General features: G+C 68.4%; 13 protein-coding genes. 3 read left to right on the top strand and 10 right to left on the bottom strand.

All coding sequences use genetic code 11. The features are described 5' to 3' along the window. Positions 1-168 precede the first annotated feature (168 nt). From ACGFW5_RS32090 to ngcE, 10 genes are all read right to left on the bottom strand, one after another. Entirely contained in the window at positions 169-1,320 is a 1,152-nt protein-coding gene (locus ACGFW5_RS32090) for a hypothetical protein (RefSeq protein WP_393837847.1), read from the bottom strand. Between the two features lie 363 nt (positions 1,321-1,683). After that, positions 1,684-3,177, bottom strand: coding sequence for an amino acid permease (locus ACGFW5_RS32085; RefSeq protein ID WP_393837846.1), 1,494 nt, complete (start codon positions 3,175-3,177; stop codon positions 1,684-1,686). 147 nt (positions 3,178-3,324) lie between these two features. Next, the gene (gene dxs / locus ACGFW5_RS32080) at positions 3,325-5,250 is read right to left on the bottom strand and encodes a 1-deoxy-D-xylulose-5-phosphate synthase (protein ID WP_393837845.1); all 1,926 of its coding nucleotides are present in this window, start codon (positions 5,248-5,250) and stop codon (positions 3,325-3,327) included. Between the two features lie 176 nt (positions 5,251-5,426). Beyond that, the gene (locus ACGFW5_RS32075; protein ID WP_393837844.1) at positions 5,427-6,731 is read right to left on the bottom strand and encodes a sugar ABC transporter permease; all 1,305 of its coding nucleotides are present in this window, start codon (positions 6,729-6,731) and stop codon (positions 5,427-5,429) included. Beyond that, positions 6,728-7,516: an ATP-binding cassette domain-containing protein gene (locus ACGFW5_RS32070; RefSeq protein ID WP_328308512.1), complete on the bottom strand. Its 789-nt coding sequence runs from the start codon at positions 7,514-7,516 to the stop codon at positions 6,728-6,730. The genes ACGFW5_RS32075 and ACGFW5_RS32070 overlap by 4 nt, the downstream gene beginning before the upstream one ends. Positions 7,517-7,718: 202 nt before the next feature. Then, positions 7,719-8,822, bottom strand: coding sequence for a sugar ABC transporter substrate-binding protein (locus ACGFW5_RS32065; RefSeq protein ID WP_393837854.1), 1,104 nt, complete (start codon positions 8,820-8,822; stop codon positions 7,719-7,721). Between the two features lie 133 nt (positions 8,823-8,955). Next, positions 8,956-10,155: an ROK family protein gene (locus tag ACGFW5_RS32060; RefSeq protein WP_393837843.1), complete on the bottom strand. Its 1,200-nt coding sequence runs from the start codon at positions 10,153-10,155 to the stop codon at positions 8,956-8,958. 225 nt (positions 10,156-10,380) lie between these two features. Continuing rightward, on the bottom strand, positions 10,381-11,292 hold the full coding sequence (locus tag ACGFW5_RS32055; RefSeq protein WP_393837842.1) for a carbohydrate ABC transporter permease: 912 nt from the start codon (positions 11,290-11,292) through the stop codon (positions 10,381-10,383). 10 nt (positions 11,293-11,302) lie between these two features. After that, complete coding sequence (locus ACGFW5_RS32050; RefSeq protein WP_393837841.1) at positions 11,303-12,229, bottom strand: carbohydrate ABC transporter permease; 927 nt, start codon at positions 12,227-12,229, stop codon at positions 11,303-11,305. 45 nt (positions 12,230-12,274) lie between these two features. Next, on the bottom strand, positions 12,275-13,699 hold the full coding sequence (gene ngcE / locus ACGFW5_RS32045; RefSeq protein WP_393837840.1) for an N-acetylglucosamine/diacetylchitobiose ABC transporter substrate-binding protein: 1,425 nt from the start codon (positions 13,697-13,699) through the stop codon (positions 12,275-12,277). Between the two features lie 484 nt (positions 13,700-14,183). Between ngcE and ACGFW5_RS32040 the strand changes: the two genes are divergently transcribed. The 3 genes from ACGFW5_RS32040 (at position 14,184) to ACGFW5_RS32030 (ending at position 20,342) form a co-directional block, all read left to right on the top strand. Continuing rightward, complete coding sequence (locus tag ACGFW5_RS32040) at positions 14,184-18,008, top strand: GH92 family glycosyl hydrolase (protein ID WP_393837839.1); 3,825 nt, start codon at positions 14,184-14,186, stop codon at positions 18,006-18,008. Between the two features lie 149 nt (positions 18,009-18,157). Further along, the gene (locus tag ACGFW5_RS32035) at positions 18,158-19,093 is read left to right on the top strand and encodes an FG-GAP repeat domain-containing protein (RefSeq protein ID WP_393837838.1); all 936 of its coding nucleotides are present in this window, start codon (positions 18,158-18,160) and stop codon (positions 19,091-19,093) included. Between the two features lie 307 nt (positions 19,094-19,400). After that, a complete protein-coding gene (locus ACGFW5_RS32030; RefSeq protein ID WP_393837837.1) occupies positions 19,401-20,342 on the top strand; it encodes an FG-GAP repeat domain-containing protein in 942 nt (313 codons plus the stop codon). The last annotated feature ends 6 nt before the right edge of the window (positions 20,343-20,348 follow it).

The following is a 20,348-nucleotide window of genomic DNA, read 5'->3' as shown; positions in this document are numbered from 1 at the left end:
GGGCGGTACGTCACGATGCCCGAGCAAATCCCGCCCGGGCCACGGCGGTTGACGGTACGTCACAGGGCCCGGCACCGCCTGAGCGGCGCCGGGCCCTGTGACGTACGGGGTGAGGCCAGGGGGTGGGCCCACCGGGCGGGGCCAGGGGATGGGACTACGGATCGGTGCTCAGATCTGCTGCCAGGCCGCGAAGGCGAGGCCCGGCGCGTCCGTGCGCTGGCGGGCGATGCGCAGCCGGCCCTCGGGGGTGAACACCCCGAGCACGACCCGCCCTTCGGCGTCCACGGTCAGCGCCGGGGCGCCCGCGCTCGCCTCGCCGGTCGGCGTCCAGGTGACCCCGGCCGCCTCCTGCTCGGTGGGGTAGACGGCTATCGCCGGGCGTCCTTCGGTGTCGCGCTGGGCGAGCACCATGCAGTCGACGCCGTCGATCTCGTGACGCAGCAACGCGACCGGGCCCGCGCCCCTGCCGCCGATGGCCTCGGCGGGCTCCTCGTCACGCCAGGCCCGCAGTTCGCCCGACTTGGCGTCGCGCAGGAAGAAGGTGATGCGGCCGCCCTCTCCGGTCTGGATGCCGTTGACGGTGCCCGTCGCCGGGGTGCCCGCGATCGGGTCGAGCCATGCGAACTCGTCGTCCCCCGAGGAGCGTACGTAGACATGGATGCCGGAGTCGCACGGCGCGTGGATGACCATCCGGCCGGCCTCGGCCGCCACGATCGATATCGAGCGGTCGGCGCCGTTCCCGTTGAGGTCGGCCCAGCCCGCCCACTTGCCGGACGGCTCCTGGCCGCGCGCGGACACCCCGCCGAAGGCATTGCGCACCACGACCTGAGCGTTGCCCGCCGAGTCCACGCCGACCGAGGGGTGCCCCATCCTCAGGCCGTCCTGCCAGTCCTTGCGCGAATAGGGGGAGCCGAGCGCGGCCCAGCTCTTGACGGGGCGGCCCGACTGGTACTGGATCGCGTGCACCAGCTCCGTCCAGGTGCCGCCGTCCTGCATGGGGGTGTGCCGCAGCGCCGCCATGTGTACGTAGCCGTCGGCGCCCTGGGCGATCGAGAGGTGCGACTGGAGTCCGACGCCCGGGGCGACCAGTTCGGGCCCCGTCCAGGTGCCGTCGGGCGCCGACTCGGTCCAGCGGGCGACGCCGCCCTCGGCCGGTGCGTACGCCGACAGGCGCCCGTCCTTGCCGAGCCGCAGCCAGTCGGTGACGGTGGCGCTGCCGTCCTCGGCCGCCACGACGGGGGTGGCGGGAGTCGGTGCGGTCCGGATGCCACCGGGCCTTGCGGGCCCCTGCTTCGATGTCTGGCGAGACCTCAGTGCCATGGTCCGCGACCACCTTTCCCCACCGGTTCCGCGCGAGCGTCCGGGTCCAGCAAACAAGCGACTTTCTGCGACCATAACACTGCCCGCCACCCCCGATTTCCCCTGGGATTTCCGTCCCGACGTGCGGCTTTTCGCCACCTGGGAAAGGCCTCCGCGCCGCATCGCACCCGGTTCGCCCGGTCGGGTGAGTCAGCGGGCGCGTACGCGGGTGAGTCGGCGGCCGCGCATACTCCGGTCAACCGGCGGCCGCGCGGACTCCGGTCAGCCGGCGGGCGCGTACGGAGAAGACCTGGGCGGGCCACCCGGCGGCCCCGTATGCCCGATGGGCCGGGACATACGGGGCCGCCGGGGGTCCGGGCCGGGCTACCGTGCGTCGCGAGGGGCACGGGCCTCAAGCCGGCTGTGCCTGCGGCCGTACAGGAAGTAGAAGACCACGCCGATCACCATCCAGACGCCGAACCTGACCCAGGTCTCGGCCGGCAGGTTGATCATCAGCCACAGCGACGCGGCGACCGCGAGCGCGGGCACCCAGGGCACCAGCGGGGTGCGGAAGGCGCGCGGCAGGTCGGGGCGGGTGTGGCGCAGGATGACCACGCCCACGGCGACGACGACGAACGCGAACAGGGTGCCGATGTTCACCAGGTCGGCGAGTTCGCTGAGGCTGGTGAAACCGGCCACGATCGCGATGATGACGCCGAGCAGGATGGTCGGGCGGTGCGGGGTGCGAAAACGCGGGTGGACATGGGAGAAGAAGACGGGCAGGAGCCCGTCCCGGCTCATCGCGAAGAACACCCGGGTCTGGCCGAGCAGCAGGATCATGCAGACCGTCGTGAGGCCCACGGCGGCGCCGAAGCTGATGACGCCCGCGAAGAAGGGGTGCCCGGTGGCCTTGAAGGCGTCGGCGAGCGGCGCGTCCACCGAGAGCGCGGTGTAGTGCTGCATGCCGGTCACCACGATGGAGACGGCCACATACAGGAGGGTGCAGATGAGGAGGGAGCCGAGAATGCCGCGGGGCATGTCCCGTTGCGGGTTCTTGGTCTCCTCGGCGGCGGTCGCCACGATGTCGAAGCCGATGAAGGCGAAGAAGACGACCGAGGCGGCGGTGAAGATGCCCATCACGCCGAAGTTGGTGGGCGCGTAGCCCGACATCAGCTGGATGAGCGGGGCCTTGAGGTCGCTGCCGGCGGTCTGGGGCTGCGCCTTGGGGACGAACGGCGAGTAGTTGGAGGACGTGATGAAGAACGCGCCCGCGATGATCACGATGAGGACGACGGTCACCTTGATGGCGACGACGACCGTGGTGACCCGGGCCGACAGCTTCATGCCGAGGACGAGGACGCCGGTGAGCACCAGGACGAGGGCGGCGGCGAGGATGTCGAAGCCGAAGCCGTGGGCGCCGTCGCGGCCGCTCAGCGCCTCGGGCAGGTGCCAGCCGGCGTTGTCGAGCAGCGAGCGGACGTAGCCGGACCAGCCGACCGCCACCACCGCCGTGCCGAGCGCGAATTCGAGCACCAGGTCCCAGCCGATGATCCAGGCGGGGAGCTCGCCGAGCGAGGCGTAGGAGAAGGTGTACGCCGATCCCGCCACCGGCACCGTCGAGGCGAACTCGGCGTAGCAGAGCGCGGCGAGCGCGCAGACGATGCCCGCGACCACGAACGCGAGGGAGACCCCCGGTCCTGCGTTCTCCTTGGCGACCTTGCCCGTGAGGACGAAGATGCCGGTGCCGATGATGACTCCGACCCCGAAGACCGTGAGGTCGAGAGCGGACAGGGACTTCTTGAGTGCGTGTTCTGGCTCCTCTGTGTCCTGGATTGACTGCTCGATCGATTTGGTCCGGAACAGACCGCTACTGGCCACCCGTGTACCTCCGCTGTCTCATCGTCCTCGCCATGATCGGGAGGAGTGGCGGTACGGGTACCGGGCTGAGCGCATTATTCACGCGAACGGGCCGGACCCATCACCCGAAAGGGAGATCGGTCCGGCCCGTCGGCCCGTGGCACATGATCAGTCGCGGGCGGGCTCCACCGTCGTACGGCTCTCCTCGAAGCGTCCGTCCAGCTTGGAGACGAGGCCGGTGACCTGGCGGGCGATGTCGGGAGCGGTCAGACCGATCTCCGTCATGATCTCGGCGCGCGAGGCATGGTCGAGGAAGCGCGGCGGAATACCGAAGTCGCGCAGCGGCACGTCCACGCCCGCGTCGCGCAGCGCCTGGCTGATGGCCGAACCGACGCCGCCCGCGCGGCTGTTGTCCTCGACGGTGACGACCACGCGGTGCTTCTCGGCGAGCGGCGCCATCGCCTCGTCGACCGGCTTGACCCAGCGCGGGTCGACCACGGTCGTCGAGATGCCCTGGGCGTCGAGCAGGTCGGCGATCTCCAGGCACATCGGCGCGAGCGCGCCGACCGAGACCAGCAGCACGTCGGGACGGACGGCGGCCGTGGAAGGCTCGCGCAGCACGTCCATGCCGCCGACGCGGCCCACGGCCTGGACGGCGGGCCCGACCGCGCCCTTGGAGAAGCGGACCACCGTCGGCGCGTCCTCGACCTGGACGGCCTCGCGCAGCTGGGCGCGCACCTGGTCGGCGTCGCGCGGTGCCGCGATCCTCAGGCCGGGCACGACCTGGAGGAGCGACATGTCCCACATGCCGTTGTGCGAGGCGCCGTCGGTGCCGGTGACACCGGCCCGGTCGAGCACGAAGGTCACGCCGCACTTGTGCAGGGCGACGTCCATGAGGACCTGGTCGAAGGCACGGTTGAGGAAGGTGGCGTACACCGCGAAGACGGGGTGCAGTCCGCCGGTGGCGAGCCCGGCCGCGGAGACCGCGGCGTGCTGCTCGGCGATGCCGACGTCGTAGACCCGCTCGGGGAACGCCTTGGCGAACTTGTCGAGGCCGACGGGCTGGAGCATGGCCGCGGTGATCGCGACGATGTCCTCGCGCTCCTTGCCGAGCTTGACCATCTCCTCACCGAACACGGAGGTCCAGTCGAGGCCGGAGGTCGAGACGGGAAGGCCGGTGTCCGGGTGGATCTTGCCCACGGCGTGGAAGCGGTCGGCCTCGTCCGCGAGCGCCGGCTGGTAGCCGCGGCCCTTCTCGGTGAGGCAGTGCACGATGACGGGGCCGCCGAAGCGCTTGGCGCGCTGGAGCGCCGACTCCAGGGCCTCGATGTCGTGGCCGTCGATGGGACCGACGTACTTCAGGCCCAGGTCCTCGAACATGCCCTGCGGGGCGATGAAGTCCTTGAGGCCCTTCTTGGCGCCGTGCAGCGTCTCGTACAGCGGCCTGCCGACGACCGGGGTGCGCTCCAGGAGGTCCTTGCCCTTGGCCAGGAAGCGCTCGTAGCCGTCGGTGGTGCGCAGCGTGGCGAGGTGGTTGGCGAGGCCGCCGATGGTCGGCGCGTACGAGCGCTCGTTGTCGTTGACCACGATCACCAGGGGGCGGTCCTTGGCGGCGGCGATGTTGTTCAGCGCCTCCCAGGCCATGCCGCCGGTGAGGGCGCCGTCACCGATGACGGCCACCACGTGGTCGTCCTTCTTCAGGACCTCGTTCGCCTTGGCGAGGCCGTCGGCCCAGCCGAGGACGGTGGAGGCGTGGCTGTTCTCGATGACGTCGTGCTCCGACTCGGCGCGCGCCGGATAACCGGAGAGGCCGCCCTTCATCTTCAGCCGGGAGAAGTCCTGTCGCCCCGTCAGGAGCTTGTGGACGTAGCTCTGGTGTCCCGTGTCCCACAGGACCCTGTCCTTGGGGGACTCGAAGACGCGGTGCAGCGCGATGGTCAGTTCCACCACGCCGAGGTTCGGGCCCAGATGGCCACCGGTCTTGGAGACCGCGTCCACCAGGAAGGCCCGGATCTCTGCCGCCAGCTGGTCGAGCTGCTCCGGGCTGAGCCGGTCAAGATCGCGCGGTCCCCTGATTCGGGTAAGCAGCGGCACCCGTGCCTCCTTGCATCCGTGCTGGTCGAGCATGCCGATCCGATGAGTCTAATGTTCCGCCCGCGCTGACGGTCGCAGGGTTGTGCGTTCTGTGTCACTCCCATGGTGTGCAAACGCCGGGAACGCAGCCGTGCCCGGTGCCACAGGGGCACCGGGCACGTCGGGAGCGGCGCAGGTCAGGCGCGGCCCGCGGACTTCTGGGTCTTGCGGGTGACGGCGTCGATGATCACGGTGAGCAGCAGCACACCGCCGGTGATCATCTGCTGGACCGCCGCCGCGACGCCTTCGAGCGCCAGACCGTACTGGATCGACACGATCACCAGCACGCCGAGGAGCGCGTTCCAGGTCCGGCCCCGGCCGCCGAAGAGGCTGGTGCCGCCGATGACGGCCGCCGCGATGGCGTTCATCAGGAGCTCGCCGCTGCCGGCGCCCTGGTTGGCCGCGCTGATCTTGGAGGCCAGGAAGAGACCGCCGATGGCGGCGAAGGTGCCGGAGATCGCGAAGACCGAGGTACGGACGAGCACGATGTTGATACCGGCACGCCGCGAGGCCTCGACGCTGCCGCCGAGCGCGAAGATCATGCGGCCGTACGAGGTGCGGCGGAGCACGAAGTCCGTGAGGACGAGCACCAGCACGAAGATGACCACGGCCAGCGGCAGGCCCTTGTTCTGGTTGAACATGTACGCGGCGGCGAAGGCCACCACCGCCAGGAGCACCGTGCGCAGCACGATCTCGCCCAGCGGGCGGGACGGAACGCCCGCTGCCTCACGCCGGCGGCCGTCGAAGAAGGCGGACAGGAAGTACACGGCCACGGCGACCGCGGCGGCGCCGTAGGCGACGGCGACATCGCTGAAGAAGTAGTTCGACAGGTCGTAGAAGACGCCCGTCTCGCTGGTGTTGATCGTGCCGTTGTCGCCGAGGACCTTCAGCATGAGTCCGCTCCAGAAGAGCAGACCGGCCAGGGTGACGGCGAACGCGGGGACGCCGATCCTCGCGAAGATGTAGCCGTGGATGGCGCCGGCGACCGCACCCGTGAGGATGGACAGGACGAGGGCCAGCCATTGGGACATGCCGTGGGTGACGCTGAGGACCGCGAAGGCGCCGCCCGCAAGACCGCTCACCGAACCGACCGACAGGTCGATCTCGCCGAGCAGCAGGACGAAGACGATGCCGACCGCGATCATGCCCGTGCCCACCATGGCGACGGAGATGTCGGACAGGTTGCCCGCGGTGAGGAAGTTCGAGTTCAGGCTCTGGAAGACGATGCAGATGATGACCAGGCCGATGATGACGGGCAGGGCGCCCAGGTCACCGGCGCGGATCTTGCGCTTCAGCTCGCCCACATAGCCGCCGAAGCCCTGCTCGCGCACGAGCAGCCGGGGGTCGACGGCGGTGGTCGCGGCGTCCGCCGCGGGCGGCGCGTCGACGGGAGCGGCGGCCGGCTTGCCGAGGTCGGTCGGGGAGGTCTTGTCGGTGTTCACTTCTGAACCTCCGCGTTGCGCGCCGCACGGCGGGTCACGGCGTTGTCCGTGGCCCCGGTGATGGCGGAGATGATCTCTTCCTGCGAGGTGGTCTTCACGTCGAAGACACCGTTGTTGCGGCCGAGCCTGAGCACGGCGACCTTGTCGGCGACGGCCTTGACGTCGGCCATGTTGTGGCTGATGAGGACGACCGCGTGGCCGCGCTCGCGCAGCCGCTCCACCAGGTCGAGGACCTGCGCGGTCTGCTCGACACCGAGGGCCGCGGTCGGCTCGTCGAGGATGACCAGCTTGGGCTCGCCGAGCATCGAGCGGGCGATGGCCACGGTCTGGCGCTGACCGCCGGAGAGCGAGGCGATCGGGATGCGCACGCTCGGGATGCGGATCGACAGTGTGGTCAGCAGTTCGCGCGAGCGGCGCTCCATCTCGACCTCGTCGAGGATGCCGCGCTTCTTCAGCTCGCGGCCGAGGTAGAGGTTGCCGACGACGTCGATGTTGTCGCACAGTGCGAGGTCTTGGTAGACGGTCGCGATGCCCAGGTTCTGGGCGTCGTTCGGCTTGCCGATCTGGACGGCCTTGCCTTCCCACTCGATGACTCCGTCATCGATGGGGTGCACGCCGGCGATCGTCTTGACCAGCGTGGACTTTCCGGCGCCGTTGTCGCCCACCAGGGCGAGCACTTCACCGGCGTGGACCTCAAGCTCTACGTCGGTGAGCGCCTGGACGGCACCGAACCGCTTGGAGACCCCACGCAACGCCAACACGGGCGTAGCGGACACGTGAACCATCTCCTTCGCCGCCTGACCGGCGGGGATGCCGCGCCCGAAGGGGTGGGGGCGCGGTGGTCGAGCAGAAGAGAACAGAAAAAGGGAAAACGTTTCGTCCGGCGCCCCGCACCATCGCGGGACCGCACGAGCGGGCGCAAGGGCGCCGGAGGGGGTGGCGCGTGCGGTCATGTCCCCTGCGACGAAGGGGACATGACGCGGGGAACTACTTGACGCCGGCCGCGTCGCAGGCGGCCTTGTAGGTCGGCGTGCAGAGCTCGGCGACCGTGTAGATCTTGTCCTTGATGACCGTGTCGTTGATGTTGGCCTTGGTCAGCGAGACGACCGGGACGATGTTCGACGGCACGCCCTTGGTGGTCGGCGAGTCGAGCTTCTTCGGGGCGAGCGAGCCGAGGTCCTGGCCCTTGGCGAGCTTGACCGCCATCTCGGCGGCGATCGCGTCCTCCTGCGGGTAGGACTTGTAGACGCTCATGTACTGCTCGCCCGACAGGATCCGCTGCACGCCCGCGAGCTCGGCGTCCTGGCCGGTGACCGGCGGGAGCTTGGAGAGGCCGGCCGCCTTGAGGGCGGTGATGATGCCGCCCGCCATGCCGTCGTTGGCGGAGTAGACGCCGATGACCTTGTCCTTGCCGAGGGCGGAGAGCGCGCCTTCCATGTTGGCGTTGGCGTTCTCGGGCTTCCACTCCTTGGTGTCGTACTCCTTCCCGATGTTCACCTTGCCGTCGAGCTCGGCGTGGGCGCCCTTCTTGAAGAGCTTGGCGTTCGGGTCGGTGACGGCGCCGTTCATCATGACGATGTCGCCGGACTTGGCCTTGTCGCCCAGGGCCTCAAGGAGGGCCTTGCCCTGCACGTGGCCGACTTCCTCGTTGTCGAAGGAGACGTAGGAGTCGATGGGGCCCTCGGCGAGGCGGTCGAAGGCGACGACAGGGATACCGGCCTGCTTGGCCTTCTTGATCGAACCGGCGATGGCCTTGGAGTCGACCGAGTCCACGATGAGCGCGTCCACCTTGTTGGTGATCATCGTGTCGGCCTGCTGGTTCTGGGTCGTCGCGTCCTGCTTGGCGTTCGCGTAGACGATCTGGCCCTTGCCGTTGGTCAGTTCCTTGACCTTGGCCTCGATCAGCGGCTTGTCGAACTTCTCGTAGCGCGCGGTCTGGTTCTCGGGGAGCAGCAGACCGATCTTCAGGTCGTCGCCCTTCTTGGCGCTGCCGGACGACTTGGTGCCGCCGCCCGACTCCTTGGCGCTGCCACAGGCGGCGAGAGTGACGGCCATCGCGGTGGCGGCAACGGCTACAGCGGCACGACGCATGTTCGTGTTCACTTCAGAAACCTCCCTGACGAGGCCGCGACGTTGCGGCCGAGGTGGCTGGAAGTCAACTCGGCGTTAAGCCCACCGTCAAGGAGTAAATCCTTAACGAGATGACAACGGTGCCATCCGTTATCTAAGTGAAGGCAGGCGCCGAGGACGGCAGGGCACTGTCCAAGAGGGTCGAATCCCCCATTTCACTCAGGACGAGGGCCAGCGCGCCCAGGACTTCCGCGCGGCCGCCGAGCGCCCCCGGAAGAACCGACAACTGCCGTGCGGCGCTGGGGATCGCGTAGCGCGACACGGAGTCCCTGATGGGCCCGAGAACGAGCTCGCCGGCCTCCGCGAGGTCGCCGCCGAGCACGACCCGGCTGGGGTTCAGGAGGTTGCACAGGTTGGCCACGCCGCTGCCGATGTGGCGCCCGACGTCCGCGATCACGCGGCGGCACCCGGGGTCGCCCTCGCGGGCCATCTGGACCACACGCTCCATGCTCAGATCCGCGCCGTGGCTGGATTGCAACAGGGGGAGCACATAGCGTGCCGCGGTGAAGGTCTCCAGGCAGCCCCGGTTGCCGCAGCGGCACACCGGGCCCGACTCGTCCAGGGTGATGTGCCCGATCTCGCCCGCGGTGCCGCCGGGCCCGCGGTAGATCTGCCCGTCTATGACCAGGCCTGCGCCGACACCGCTCGCGACCTTGATGTACGCCAGGTCGCGCACCCCGCGCCCGCTGCCCCAGACCAGCTCGCCGAGCGCGCCCAGGTTGGCGTCGTTGTCGACGTACACCGGGACGCCGAGGCGCCCGGACAGCTCCTGGCTGGGGTTGATGCCGGTCCAGCCCGGCAGGATCGCGGTGGAGCCGAGCGTGCCGGACTCCACGTCGATGGGTCCCGGCACGCCGAGCCCCACCCCGATCACCTTGTCCTGGCCGATGCCGGTGGTCGCGATCAGCCGCTTGACCAGCTCTTCCGCCCGGTCGAAGCCCTGCGCGGAGGAGGCGTCGACATCAAGGGGCTCGGCCTCTTCGGCGAGTACCTGGTGGGCCAGGTTGCCGACGGCCACCCTCAGGTGCGTATGGCCGAAATCGACCCCGATGACGATGCCGGCCGAGCCGCTGAGCGAGACGCTGCGGGCCCGGCGGCCGCCTGCCGACGTGGGGGTGACCTCGACGGTGCCGCCGTCCTTCAGTTCCCGCACGATGTTGGAGACCGTGGCCGCGGACAGGCCGGTCGTTCGGGCGATCTCGGCCTGGGTGAGCGAGCCCGCCATCCGCACGGCGCGTACGACCCGCTCAAGGTTGGCCCGGTGCAGTGACGTCTGCGACCCCGGAGTCTCCATCGACTCATCCACTCCCGCCGTAGGCGGACGGCACGACGGCCGCCCCCGCACGGAGCCGCAGCATTGAGGCCCCGTCTTTTCTCCAACATGTGAACCCTAAGCTCAGCCTTCTGGGTGGTCTCCCGTCAAGACCTGAGCAGATGCGGAGCGCACTGGGAACGCGCGACCGCCCGTGGGCGCGGGGCCCACGGGCGGTCGGGAGAGGGGGGCTGGTGCCCGGCGGCGCTACTTGAGCGCCCCCGCGGTCAGGCCCGCCTGGACCTGCTTCTGGAAGACGACGTACACGGCGAGCACGGGCAGCATCGCGATGGAAAGCCCCGCGAAGAGCGCGCCCCAGTCGCCCTGGTAGCCCTGTTGCACGGCGAGGTCGGCCAGGCCCTGGGTCAGCACCCAGTTCTTGGTGTCGCCCTGGTTGAGCACCAGGGGCAGCAGGTACTGGTTCCACTGGCCCAGGACGTTGAAGATGCCGATGCTGATGATGCCGGGCTTGGCCATCGGCAGCATGATCTGGAAGAAGGTGCGGGTGTGCGAGGCCCCGTCGATCAGGGCGGCCTCGGCGACCGTGGTCGGCAGCGTCCGGAAGAACGCCGTCATGAAGAAGACCGTGAACGGCAGCGAGTACGCGATGTAGATCAGGATCAGACCGGGCAGCGTGTTGAGGATGCCCAGGTTCTTCGTGACGAAGAAGAGCGGGACGAGCACCATGACCACGGGGAAGGCCATGCCGCCGACGAAGAGGAAGTAGATGAACCGGTTGCCCGGGAACTCGAACCGCGCCAGTACATAGGCCGCCATCGAACCGAGCAGCATGGTGCCGACGGTCGAGAAGCCCACCACGAAGGCGGTGTTGAGGAAGTACCGCCCGATGTTGGCCTTGCTCCAGGCCCTCGACCAGTTGTCGAAGTGGAGCTCGCTCGGCAGCGACCAGGGGTGGGTGAGGATGTCACCCGAGGTCTTGAAGGAGCTCCACAGCGCCCACAGCAGGGGCACGCCCACCATGAGCGCCCAGACCAGCAGGAAGACGTGGGAGAAGGCGTTGAGCACGCCTCCCTCGCTGCTGCGCCACTTCCAGCGGGCGGCGCTCGCGGTGGGGGCGGGCGACTTCTCGCCGTCCACCTTCATGATTTCGGTCGTCATCGCGCCATCCCTAGAATTCGATGCGCTCGCGGCGCGACAGACGCATGCTGAGAACGGCGAACACCAGCGTCACGATCAGCATCGCGACACCCATGGCGGCGGCCATCCCGTACTGGCTGTTGTCCCGGAACGCCGTCTTGTAGAGCAGCAGCGGGACCACGTCGGTGGACTCGTCGGGGCCGCCGACGTTGACGGACATCAGCTGCACATAGATGAACGCGTCCATGGCGATGATGCCCATGTAGACCCAGGCGGTGGCCACCGTGTCCCGCAGCAGCGGCAGGGTGATCCGGAAGAACGTCTTGACCCGCGAGGCGCCGTCCAGGAGCGCCGCCTCGTAGATCTCCCCCGGGATGGAGGCCATGCCGGCGGAGAACAGGACGACATAGAAACCGACGTTCGCCCACACCATGACGACCATGATGCAGATGAGCGCGATGCTGGAGTCGCCGAGCCAGGACTGCTGGAGCGAGCTCAGACCGACGCTCGACAGGAGCGAGTTGAGCATCCCGTTCTCGGGGTCGGGGTTGTAGATCTGCTGCCACAGGATCGCGATGATCGTGATGGAGAGGACCTGGGGGAAGAAGAAAATGACCTTGTAAAGGCCGGATCCCCGTACGCCGGCGACCCCCGCGGAACCCTTGCGGCGGCCGCCGACATTCAGCATGAAGGCGAAGAAGAGACCGAAGGCCAAGGTGACGACCGGCACGCACAGCAGCAGAAGAACGTTGTGCCACAACGCCTTCCAGAACAGGTCGTTGTGGATCAGCTTCTGATAGTTGTCCAGCCCGATGAAGTTCTTCTCGGGCGTCAATCCGCTCCAGCTCGTCATCGAAATCTGGAAGTCCTGGAGGAACGGCGAGATCACGAGGACCCCGTAGAGCGCCAGGGGAATTGCCAAAAATCCGATGATGAACCGGTACTTGCCGTGTCGCATGTCGCCGGTCGCTCTCGTCTCAGCCAGTAGTGGTAAGCGTCCTCGTCAGAGGTGCTTGAACTTCGGGACGGAGGAGTCCTTCTTCGTGTCGTCCGAAGCCTTCTGGGCCTTGTCGATCCACTCGGCCGCCTTGATCTTGCCCGAGAGCAGGTCGAGGGTGAGGTTGCCGATGGTCTCGTTGTTGAGCTTCTTGTACCAGTCCTGGAGCCGCGAGTTGAGGACGTTGGGGCCGGCCGCCTTCAGGGCCGCGTTCGCGGAGGTCAGACCCGGGGTCAGGGACAGACCGTCGGCGGCGCCCTGGACACAGGTCAGGGACTTGATGGCGTTGGTGAAGTTGGTGGTCTGCTTCTTGCTGAGCATGATGCGCAGCAGTTCCATGCCGCCGGTGGGGTTCTTGCCGTCCTTGGCGACGATGAAGGGCTCACCGGCCGCGGCGTACAGGGCGCCGAAGGGCAGCTTGTCGCTGGGGCCCGAGCCGATGAGGGAGCCGACGGCGAGGTCGAAGTCCTTCGGCATGGTGGGCGCGGCCTCGTTCTCCACCCAGGAACCGTCGGCCACCATCGCGGCGCGGCCCTGCGTCCAGGCGGTCTGCATCTGGATGTGGGTCATGCCCTCGGAGCCCTGGAGGAAGTAGCCCTGCCCGGCCAGCTCCTCGTAGTACGAGATGACTTCCTTGACCGCGTCGGTCTTGAAGGCACCGTCGTCGAGGTTGTCGATCGCGTTGAGGGCTTCCTTGCCGCCGACCTTGCCGATCTGGTGCAGCAGGTCGAAGTGGACGTAGTACGGGTACTTGCCCGGGTACGTGAAGGGGGCGATGCCCGCGGCCTTGATCTTCTTGCACAGCGCCAGCATGTCCGAGAAGGTCTGCGGGTACGTCCAGCCCTTGTCCTTGAACAGCTTGTTGGAGTAGAAGGTGCCGTAGACGGTGAACGCGTAGTTGAACGCGTACATCTCCTTGGCGCCGAACTGGCCCTGCTCGACCGTGCCGGCGATCAGTACGTCGCGGACCTTCTTCGACGGGTCGTCGATGGTCGGGGCGTCCAGGAGCGCGGTGAGGTCCTGGAGCTTGCCGGTCTTGGCGAGGGCGGCGGTGTCGAGGTTGTCGGCGCCGGAGTTGTCCATGAAGTCCGGCGGGGTGCTGCTCGCGAAGCGGGGCTGGAGCTTCGGGCCGATCGACTGGGTGCCGGTGTGCTTGACCGTGATGCCGTACTTGGCGTTGTAGTCGGCCTCGGCGGACTTGATGTAGTCGTCGCCGAAACCTCCCTTGAAGACGAACGCCTCAAGGGCCGTGCCCTTGTTGACGCCGAGCGGATTGTCCGCCGACTTGGTGCCCCGGGAGTCAGGCTTTTTGGTGCTGTCCCCGCTGTCTGAGCTCGCGCACGCGCTCAGCAGTGAAGTCGCCGGCACAGCCAGCAGGCCGATTGCCATGGCCCGCTTGAGTGCGTCACGGCGGTTGATCTCGGATCCCATGCTCAAGTCCTCGCCTTCTCCAGGACTCATGCGGTGCAGCGGAATCCGCCGGCGCCCGCGAACAGTTGAAGCGTGAGTGATGCCGTACATCCATCGCGGAGGCTGCCCGGTCCCGGGCCGACCGGCCCGCACGCGGTTCCCCCCGCCCGCGTTCAGCGGGTTGCCCGGACGCCGACAGGTATAGTCCACTTCCCGTCAACTGAGCAAGATCGAAAGCAGGGTTGGCCGACAGTCTTTCCCGAGTTGAGACCTCGCGGATATATCCGTTGGTACGTACCAATGCGGATGTGGGTGCTCCTTTTGCCGCGCATTACACACCTTGACGCCGGCATTGCCCCACGATTTCGGCCACGCATTCCTTCCCAACGCCCTTGACACCACGCCGCACTTGCCGCGCTACTGGATCCTGCGTTTTCACTCTGACAACGTTGTCCACCTCGCATCGGCCGGTATCCACCGGCCTGCGCCGAAGGAAAGGGCCCGCATGCTGCCCAGATCCCGGTACCGACGAGGACCGGCGGCCGCCCTCGTGGCGGCCTCGTTCCTGCTCGTAGTGACGGCACAGTCGGCCGTCGGCGCGCCGTCCGCGACCGCCCGGCCGCCCGCGGACGGCCGCTTCAGCACCTCGTTCGAAACCGGCCAACCACAGCCGGACTGGAGCAATTCCGTCGATACGGACCACGCCGGGAACAAGCGGTCGTCGGGTGTGGACGGGGGCTTCGCCAGTGGGATACCCGGCAATGTGACCGACAAGGTCACGGCCGTCCGGGCCAGTGCCGAGAACCCCGACGGCGGCGAGGTCAAGGAGAACCTGGTCGACGGACAGCCCGGCACGAAATGGCTCGCCTTCCAGCCGACAGCATGGCTCGAATTCGATCTGTCCGAACGAGTGAAGACGGTCACCTACGCGTTGACTTCGGCCAATGACGCGCCCGAACGGGACCCGAAGGACTGGACGCTGAAGGGCTCGCTGGACGGCAAGGACTGGAAGACCCTGGACAGCCGCGCCGGTGAGAGCTTCAAGGGCCGCGGCCAGACCACCACGTACGACTTCGCGAACACCACCGCGTACGCCCACTACCGCCTGGAGATCACGGCCAACGGCGGCGCCCCCATCACCCAGCTCGCCGATGTCCAGTTCTCCGACGGCGACACCAACACCCCGGTCCCCCCGGACATGCTCACCACCGCCGACCAAGGGCCCGGCGGCTCCCCCACCGCCAAGGCGCACGCGGGCTTCACCGGGCTCCGGGCGCTGCGGTACGCGGGCACCCACAAGGCCGAGGGCCGCGCGTACTCCTACAACAAGGTCTTCGACGTGAACACCCGCGTCGGCCGCGACACGGAGCTCGACTACAAGATCTTCCCGTCGATGACGGACACCGACCTCACCTACCCCGCCACGAACGTGTCCGTGGACCTCGCCTTCACCGACGGCACCCATCTGAGTGAACTGGGGGCCCTCGACGCGCACGGCGGCCTGCTGAGCCCGCAGGGCCAGGGCGCCGCCAAGACCCTCTACGTCAACCAGTGGAACCAGGTCTCCTCGGTGATCGGCACGGTCGCCGCCGGCAAGACGGTGGACCGGATCCTGGTCGCGTACGACTCCCCCAAGGGCCCGGCCAAGTTCCAGGGCTGGATCGACGACCTCTCGATCGCTCCGAAGAAGGCCGAGAAGCCGCTCGCGCACCTCTCGGACTACGCGCTCACCACCCGCGGCACCAACTCCAGCGGCTCGTTCTCGCGCGGCAACAACTTCCCGGCGACGGCGGTCCCCAACGGGTTCAACTTCTGGACCCCGGTCACCAACGCCGGCTCGCAGGACTGGCTGTACGACTACGCGCGCCGCAACAACGCCGACAACCTGCCCACCCTCCAGGCGTTCGGCGCCAGCCACGAGCCGAGCCCGTGGATGGGCGACCGGCAGACCTTCCAGGTGATGCCGTCGGCGGCGGCCGGCACCCCCGACGCCTCGCGGACCGCCCGCGCCCTGCCCTTCCGGCACGAGAACGAGACCGCGAAGCCGTACTACTACGGCGTCACGTTCGAGAACGGTCTGAAGACGGAGATCACGCCGACCGACCACGCGGCGATGATGCGGTTCACCTATCCCGGTGACGACGCGAGTCTCATCCTCGACAACGTCACCAACCAGGGCGGCCTCACCCTCGATGCGGCGACGTCCTCGTTCACCGGCTACTCGGACGTGAAGAGCGGCCTGTCGGCGGGGGCCGGACGGCTCTTCGTGTACGGCGTCTTCGACGCGCCCGTCACCGCGAGCGGCAAGCTGCCCGGCGGCGGGGGCGCCGACGTCACCGGCTACGCGCGCTTCAAGCCCGGCAAGGACCGCACCGTCACCCTGCGCCTGGCGACCTCACTCATCAGTGTGGACCAGGCGAAGGCCAACCTCGCCGCCGAGATCCCCGCGAAGACCGGTTTCGACAAGGTCAAGGACCGGGCGCGGCAGGCCTGGGACAAGATCCTCGGCCGCATCGAGGTGGAGGGCGCCTCGCACGACCAGCTGACCACCCTGTACTCCTCGCTCTACCGGCTCTACCTCTACCCCAACTCCGGCTCCGAGAAGGTCGGTTCAAAGATCCAGTACGCCAGCCCGTTCGCGCCGAAGGCCGGCGAGGACACCCCGACCCGCACCGGGTCGAAGATCGTCGACGGTTCCGTGTACGTCAACAACGGGTTCTGGGACACCTACCGCACCACCTGGCCGGCCTATTCGCTGCTCACGCCGAAGAAGGCCGGCGAGATGGTCGACGGCTTCGTGCAGCAGTACAAGGACGGCGGCTGGATCTCCCGCTGGTCCTCACCCGGTTACGCGGACCTGATGACCGGCACCAGCTCCGACGTGGCCTTCGCGGACGCCTATGTGAAGGGCGTGAAGTTCGACGCGGAGGCGGCGTACGAGGCGGCCCTGAAGAACGCCACGGTCGCCCCGCCCTCGTCGGGCGTCGGCCGCAAGGGCATGGACTCCTCGCCCTTCCTCGGCTACACCCCGACCTCCACCCCCGAGGGCCTGTCCTGGTCGATGGAGGGCTACGTCAACGACTACGGCCTGGCGAAGATGGGCCAGGCGCTGTACGAGAAGACGAAGAAGCCCCGCTACAAGGAGGAGTCGGCGTACTTCATGGGCCGCGCCCAGAACTACGTGAAGCTCTTCGACTCCAAGGCCGGTTTCTTCCAGGGCAAGGACGCGGGCGGCAGGTGGCGCGTGGACAGCGCCGCCTACGACCCGCGGGTGTGGGGCTACGACTACACCGAGACCGACGGCTGGGGCTACGCCTTCACCGCCCCGCAGGACTCCCGCGGTCTCGCCAACCTCTACGGCGGCCAGGCCGGTCTCGCCAAGAAGCTCGACACCTATTTCTCGACGCCGGAGACCGCCTCCCCGGAGCTGGCCGGCTCCTACGGCGGCGTCATCCACGAGATGACCGAGGCGCGGGACGTGCGGATGGGCCAGTACGGCCACTCCAACCAGGTCGCACACCACGTCACGTACATGTACGACGCGGCGGGGCAGCCCTCCAAGGCGCAGGAGAAGGTCCGCGAAGTCCTCAGGCGGCTCTACAACGGCAGTGAGATCGGGCAGGGTTACCACGGTGACGAGGACAACGGCGAGCAGTCGGCCTGGTACGTGTTCTCGGCGCTGGGCTTCTACCCGCTGGTGATGGGCAGCGGTGAGTACGCGATCGGCTCGCCCCTGTTCACCAAGGCGACCGTCCATCTGGAGAACGGCCGCGACCTGGTGGTGAAGGCGCCGAAGAACAGCGACGCCAACGTGTATGTGCAGTCCCTGAAGGTGAACGGCAAGGCCTGGAACTCCACGGCGCTCCCGCACGATCTGCTTGCGCGGGGCGGCACGCTCGACTTCTCGATGGGCGCGCACCCCTCGTCGTGGGGCACCGGCAAGAACGCGGCGCCGGTCTCGATCACCAAGGACGCCAAGGTGCCCACGCCGCCGAGCGACGCGATCACCGGCTCGGGACCGCTGTTCGACAACTCCTCGGCCACGTCCGCCGCGTTCACGTCGGTGGAGCTGCCGGTGTCCGCCGCGACGCGCTGCGTCCAGTACACGCTCACCTCGGCGGACCGCGCGAAGGCTCCGGCGTCCTGGACGCTCCAGGCGTCCGTCGACGGCACGACGTGGAAGGACGTCGACCGGCGGGTGGGCGAGACGTTCGGCTGGGACCGCCAGACCCGTGTGTTCTCGGTCCGCTCCCCTGGCTCCTACGCGCACTACCGGCTGGTGAGCGGCGGCGGCACGGCGACGCTGGCGGAGGTCGAACTGCTGTCCTGAATACGTCGCACGGCTTTCGCACAGATCATCTCCGTTGTGTCCCAAACCAGTTGACTTGTGAAGATGCCGTGCGACGGTCGCGGGGATGCGGTACGACTCATGGGTCGTACCGCATTCAACCGTGATGCGCTTGACCGAAGGAGCACTACGTGGCCCATCTCAAGGTCCGTAAGAGTGGCAGGGCACTCTCCCGCTTCGCCGTGGCCGCGATAGCCACCGCCCTGGTGGCAGCGGGCGCCGGCGCGGCATCGGCCGACGGCTCCGCGCCCGCGCACCCGCTGCCGAAGATGCCGGCGCACACCACCCCCCAGGCCAGGAGCCTCGCGATCGCGTCCGAGGCGAACCCCGCCGCGAACCCGGTCTTCCCGCTGCTCGGCTTCGACAACGCCGGGGACGAGTGGGCGTACGGGCCCGACGGCAGCGGTGGTCTGACGACCCGGGTGAAGGAGGGCAACCTTCCGAACGTGCGCAACGACGCGTTCGTCGACAACGACGCGGACGGCTACCTCGACGGCGAATGGCAGTGGACCAACGACGGGACTCTGCACTACCTCGTCGACTACAACACGCCGGACAAGGTGATCGGCGGCGGCTGGAACATCTACGACAAGGAGCTGTCCCCCGGCAACCTCGGCGGCGCCCAGGGCTACGACATCGTCGCGCGTGACAGCGCGGGCGTGCTGTGGCTCTACCTCGGCTACGGCGACGGCACCGTGACCAGCCGCATCAAGGTCGGCGGCGGCTGGGAGGCGTACACCCAACTCGCCGGCAAGGGCGACCTGGACGGCGACGGCAAGCCCGACATGGTCGCCCGCGACACGGCCGGCGACCTCTGGTTCTACAAGGGCACGGGCAACTACACCGCGCCGTTCGCGCCCCGCACCAAGATCGGCGGCGGGTGGAACATGTTCAACGCCCTCGTCTCCACCGGCGACGTGGACCTCGACGGCAAGACCGACCTGCTCGCCCGGGACACCAACGGCGGCCTGTGGCTGTACAAGGGCAACGGCCAGGGCGGCGATCCCTACGAGGCACGCGTGCAGATCGGCACCAACTACAACATCTACCGCCTGATGACGTCTTGATGACGTCCTGACACATCGGCACCCGCACGGCAGGGCCGCACCTCCTCCGGGAAGTGCGGCCCTGCCGTCGCTCCGGCCGATTGCCGCTGCCCCCTGCGCCGTAACCCGCTCGCAGCGGACAACGTCACGGCGTCGCCACGGTGTCGCTGCCCAACTTCCCATGTCAGGCGCGCTGTTGTGCCCCTTTACGCCTTAAACGGTTTGACTTGTGAAGATGTCGTGCAACGATCATGAGGGTGTGCCTGCGGCTCATGGGTCGTACGGCACCCCACCAGTGTTGTGTTGCGATTCACCGAAGGAGCATTTCGTGGCCATCCTCAAGGGCCGTAAGCGCGGCAAGGCGCTCTCCCGCTTCGGCGTGGCGGCGATAGCCGCGGCGCTGGTCGCCGCCGGCGCCGGCGTGGCTTCGGCCGACAGCGTCTCTCCGGCGCACCCGCTGCCGAAGCTGCCGGCGCACGCGCCGAAGGCCCCGCACGCCAGGAGCTTCGCCGCGGCGGCCGCGCCGAACCTCGCCGCGAACCCGATCTTCCCGCTGCTCGGCGTCGACAACGACGGCCTCGCCTGGGCCTACGGGCCCAACACGACCGGCGGCCTGACGGCCCGTACGTCGGCGGGCTACCTCCCGTACCTGGCCAACGACGCGTTCGTCGACAACAACGCGGACGGCTACCTGGACGGCGAGTGGCAGTGGGACAAGACCGGCAACCTGCACTACTTCGCCGGTGAGGACGCGCCGGACAAGGTCATCGGCGGGGGCTGGAACACCTACGACAAGGAGCTCTCCCCGGGCAACCTCGCCGGCGCCCAGGGCTACGACATCATCGCGCGTGACAGCGCGGGCGACCTGTGGCTCTACCTCGGCTACGGCGACGGCACCGTGACCAGCCGCGTCAAGGTCGGCGGGGGCTGGGACGCCTACACCCAGCTCGCCGGCAAGGGCGACCTGGACGGCGACGGCAAGGCCGACATCGTCGCGCGCGACAAGGCCGGCGACCTCTGGTTCTACAAGGGCACGGGCGAGCGCACCGCGCCCTTCGCCTCCCGCACCAAGATCGGCGGCGGGTGGAACATGTTCAACACGCTCGTCTCCACCGGCGACGTGGACCTCGACGGCAAGACCGACCTGCTCGCCCGGGACACCGACGGCAACCTGTGGCTCTACAAGGGCACCGGCAACGCCGCGGACCCGTTCCAGTCGCGCGTGAAGATCGGCTACGGCTACAACACCTACCGCCTGCTGACTTCCTGACGCATC

It is taken from the genome of Streptomyces sp. NPDC048416 (assembly GCF_043200435.1).
Lineage (GTDB): Bacteria > Actinomycetota > Actinomycetes > Streptomycetales > Streptomycetaceae > Streptomyces.
This window is presented reverse-complemented; position numbering and strand designations above follow the sequence as displayed.

Bases quoted from the DNA above. Each gene is read 5' to 3' on its own strand.
- ACGFW5_RS32090 (WP_393837847.1), bottom strand. From the start codon at position 1,320: ATGGCACTGAGGTCTCGCCAGACATCGAAGCAGGGGCCCGCAAGGCCC.
- ACGFW5_RS32070 (WP_328308512.1), bottom strand. From the start codon at position 7,516: ATGGTTCACGTGTCCGCTACGCCCGTGTTGGCGTTGCGTGGGGTCTCC.
- ACGFW5_RS32065 (WP_393837854.1), bottom strand. From the start codon at position 8,822: ATGCGTCGTGCCGCTGTAGCCGTTGCCGCCACCGCGATGGCCGTCACT.
- ACGFW5_RS32060 (WP_393837843.1), bottom strand. From the start codon at position 10,155: ATGGAGACTCCGGGGTCGCAGACGTCACTGCACCGGGCCAACCTTGAG.
- ACGFW5_RS32055 (WP_393837842.1), bottom strand. From the start codon at position 11,292: ATGACGACCGAAATCATGAAGGTGGACGGCGAGAAGTCGCCCGCCCCC.
- ACGFW5_RS32050 (WP_393837841.1), bottom strand. From the start codon at position 12,229: ATGCGACACGGCAAGTACCGGTTCATCATCGGATTTTTGGCAATTCCC.
- ngcE (WP_393837840.1), bottom strand. From the start codon at position 13,699: ATGGGATCCGAGATCAACCGCCGTGACGCACTCAAGCGGGCCATGGCA.
- ACGFW5_RS32040 (WP_393837839.1), top strand. From the start codon at position 14,184: ATGCTGCCCAGATCCCGGTACCGACGAGGACCGGCGGCCGCCCTCGTG.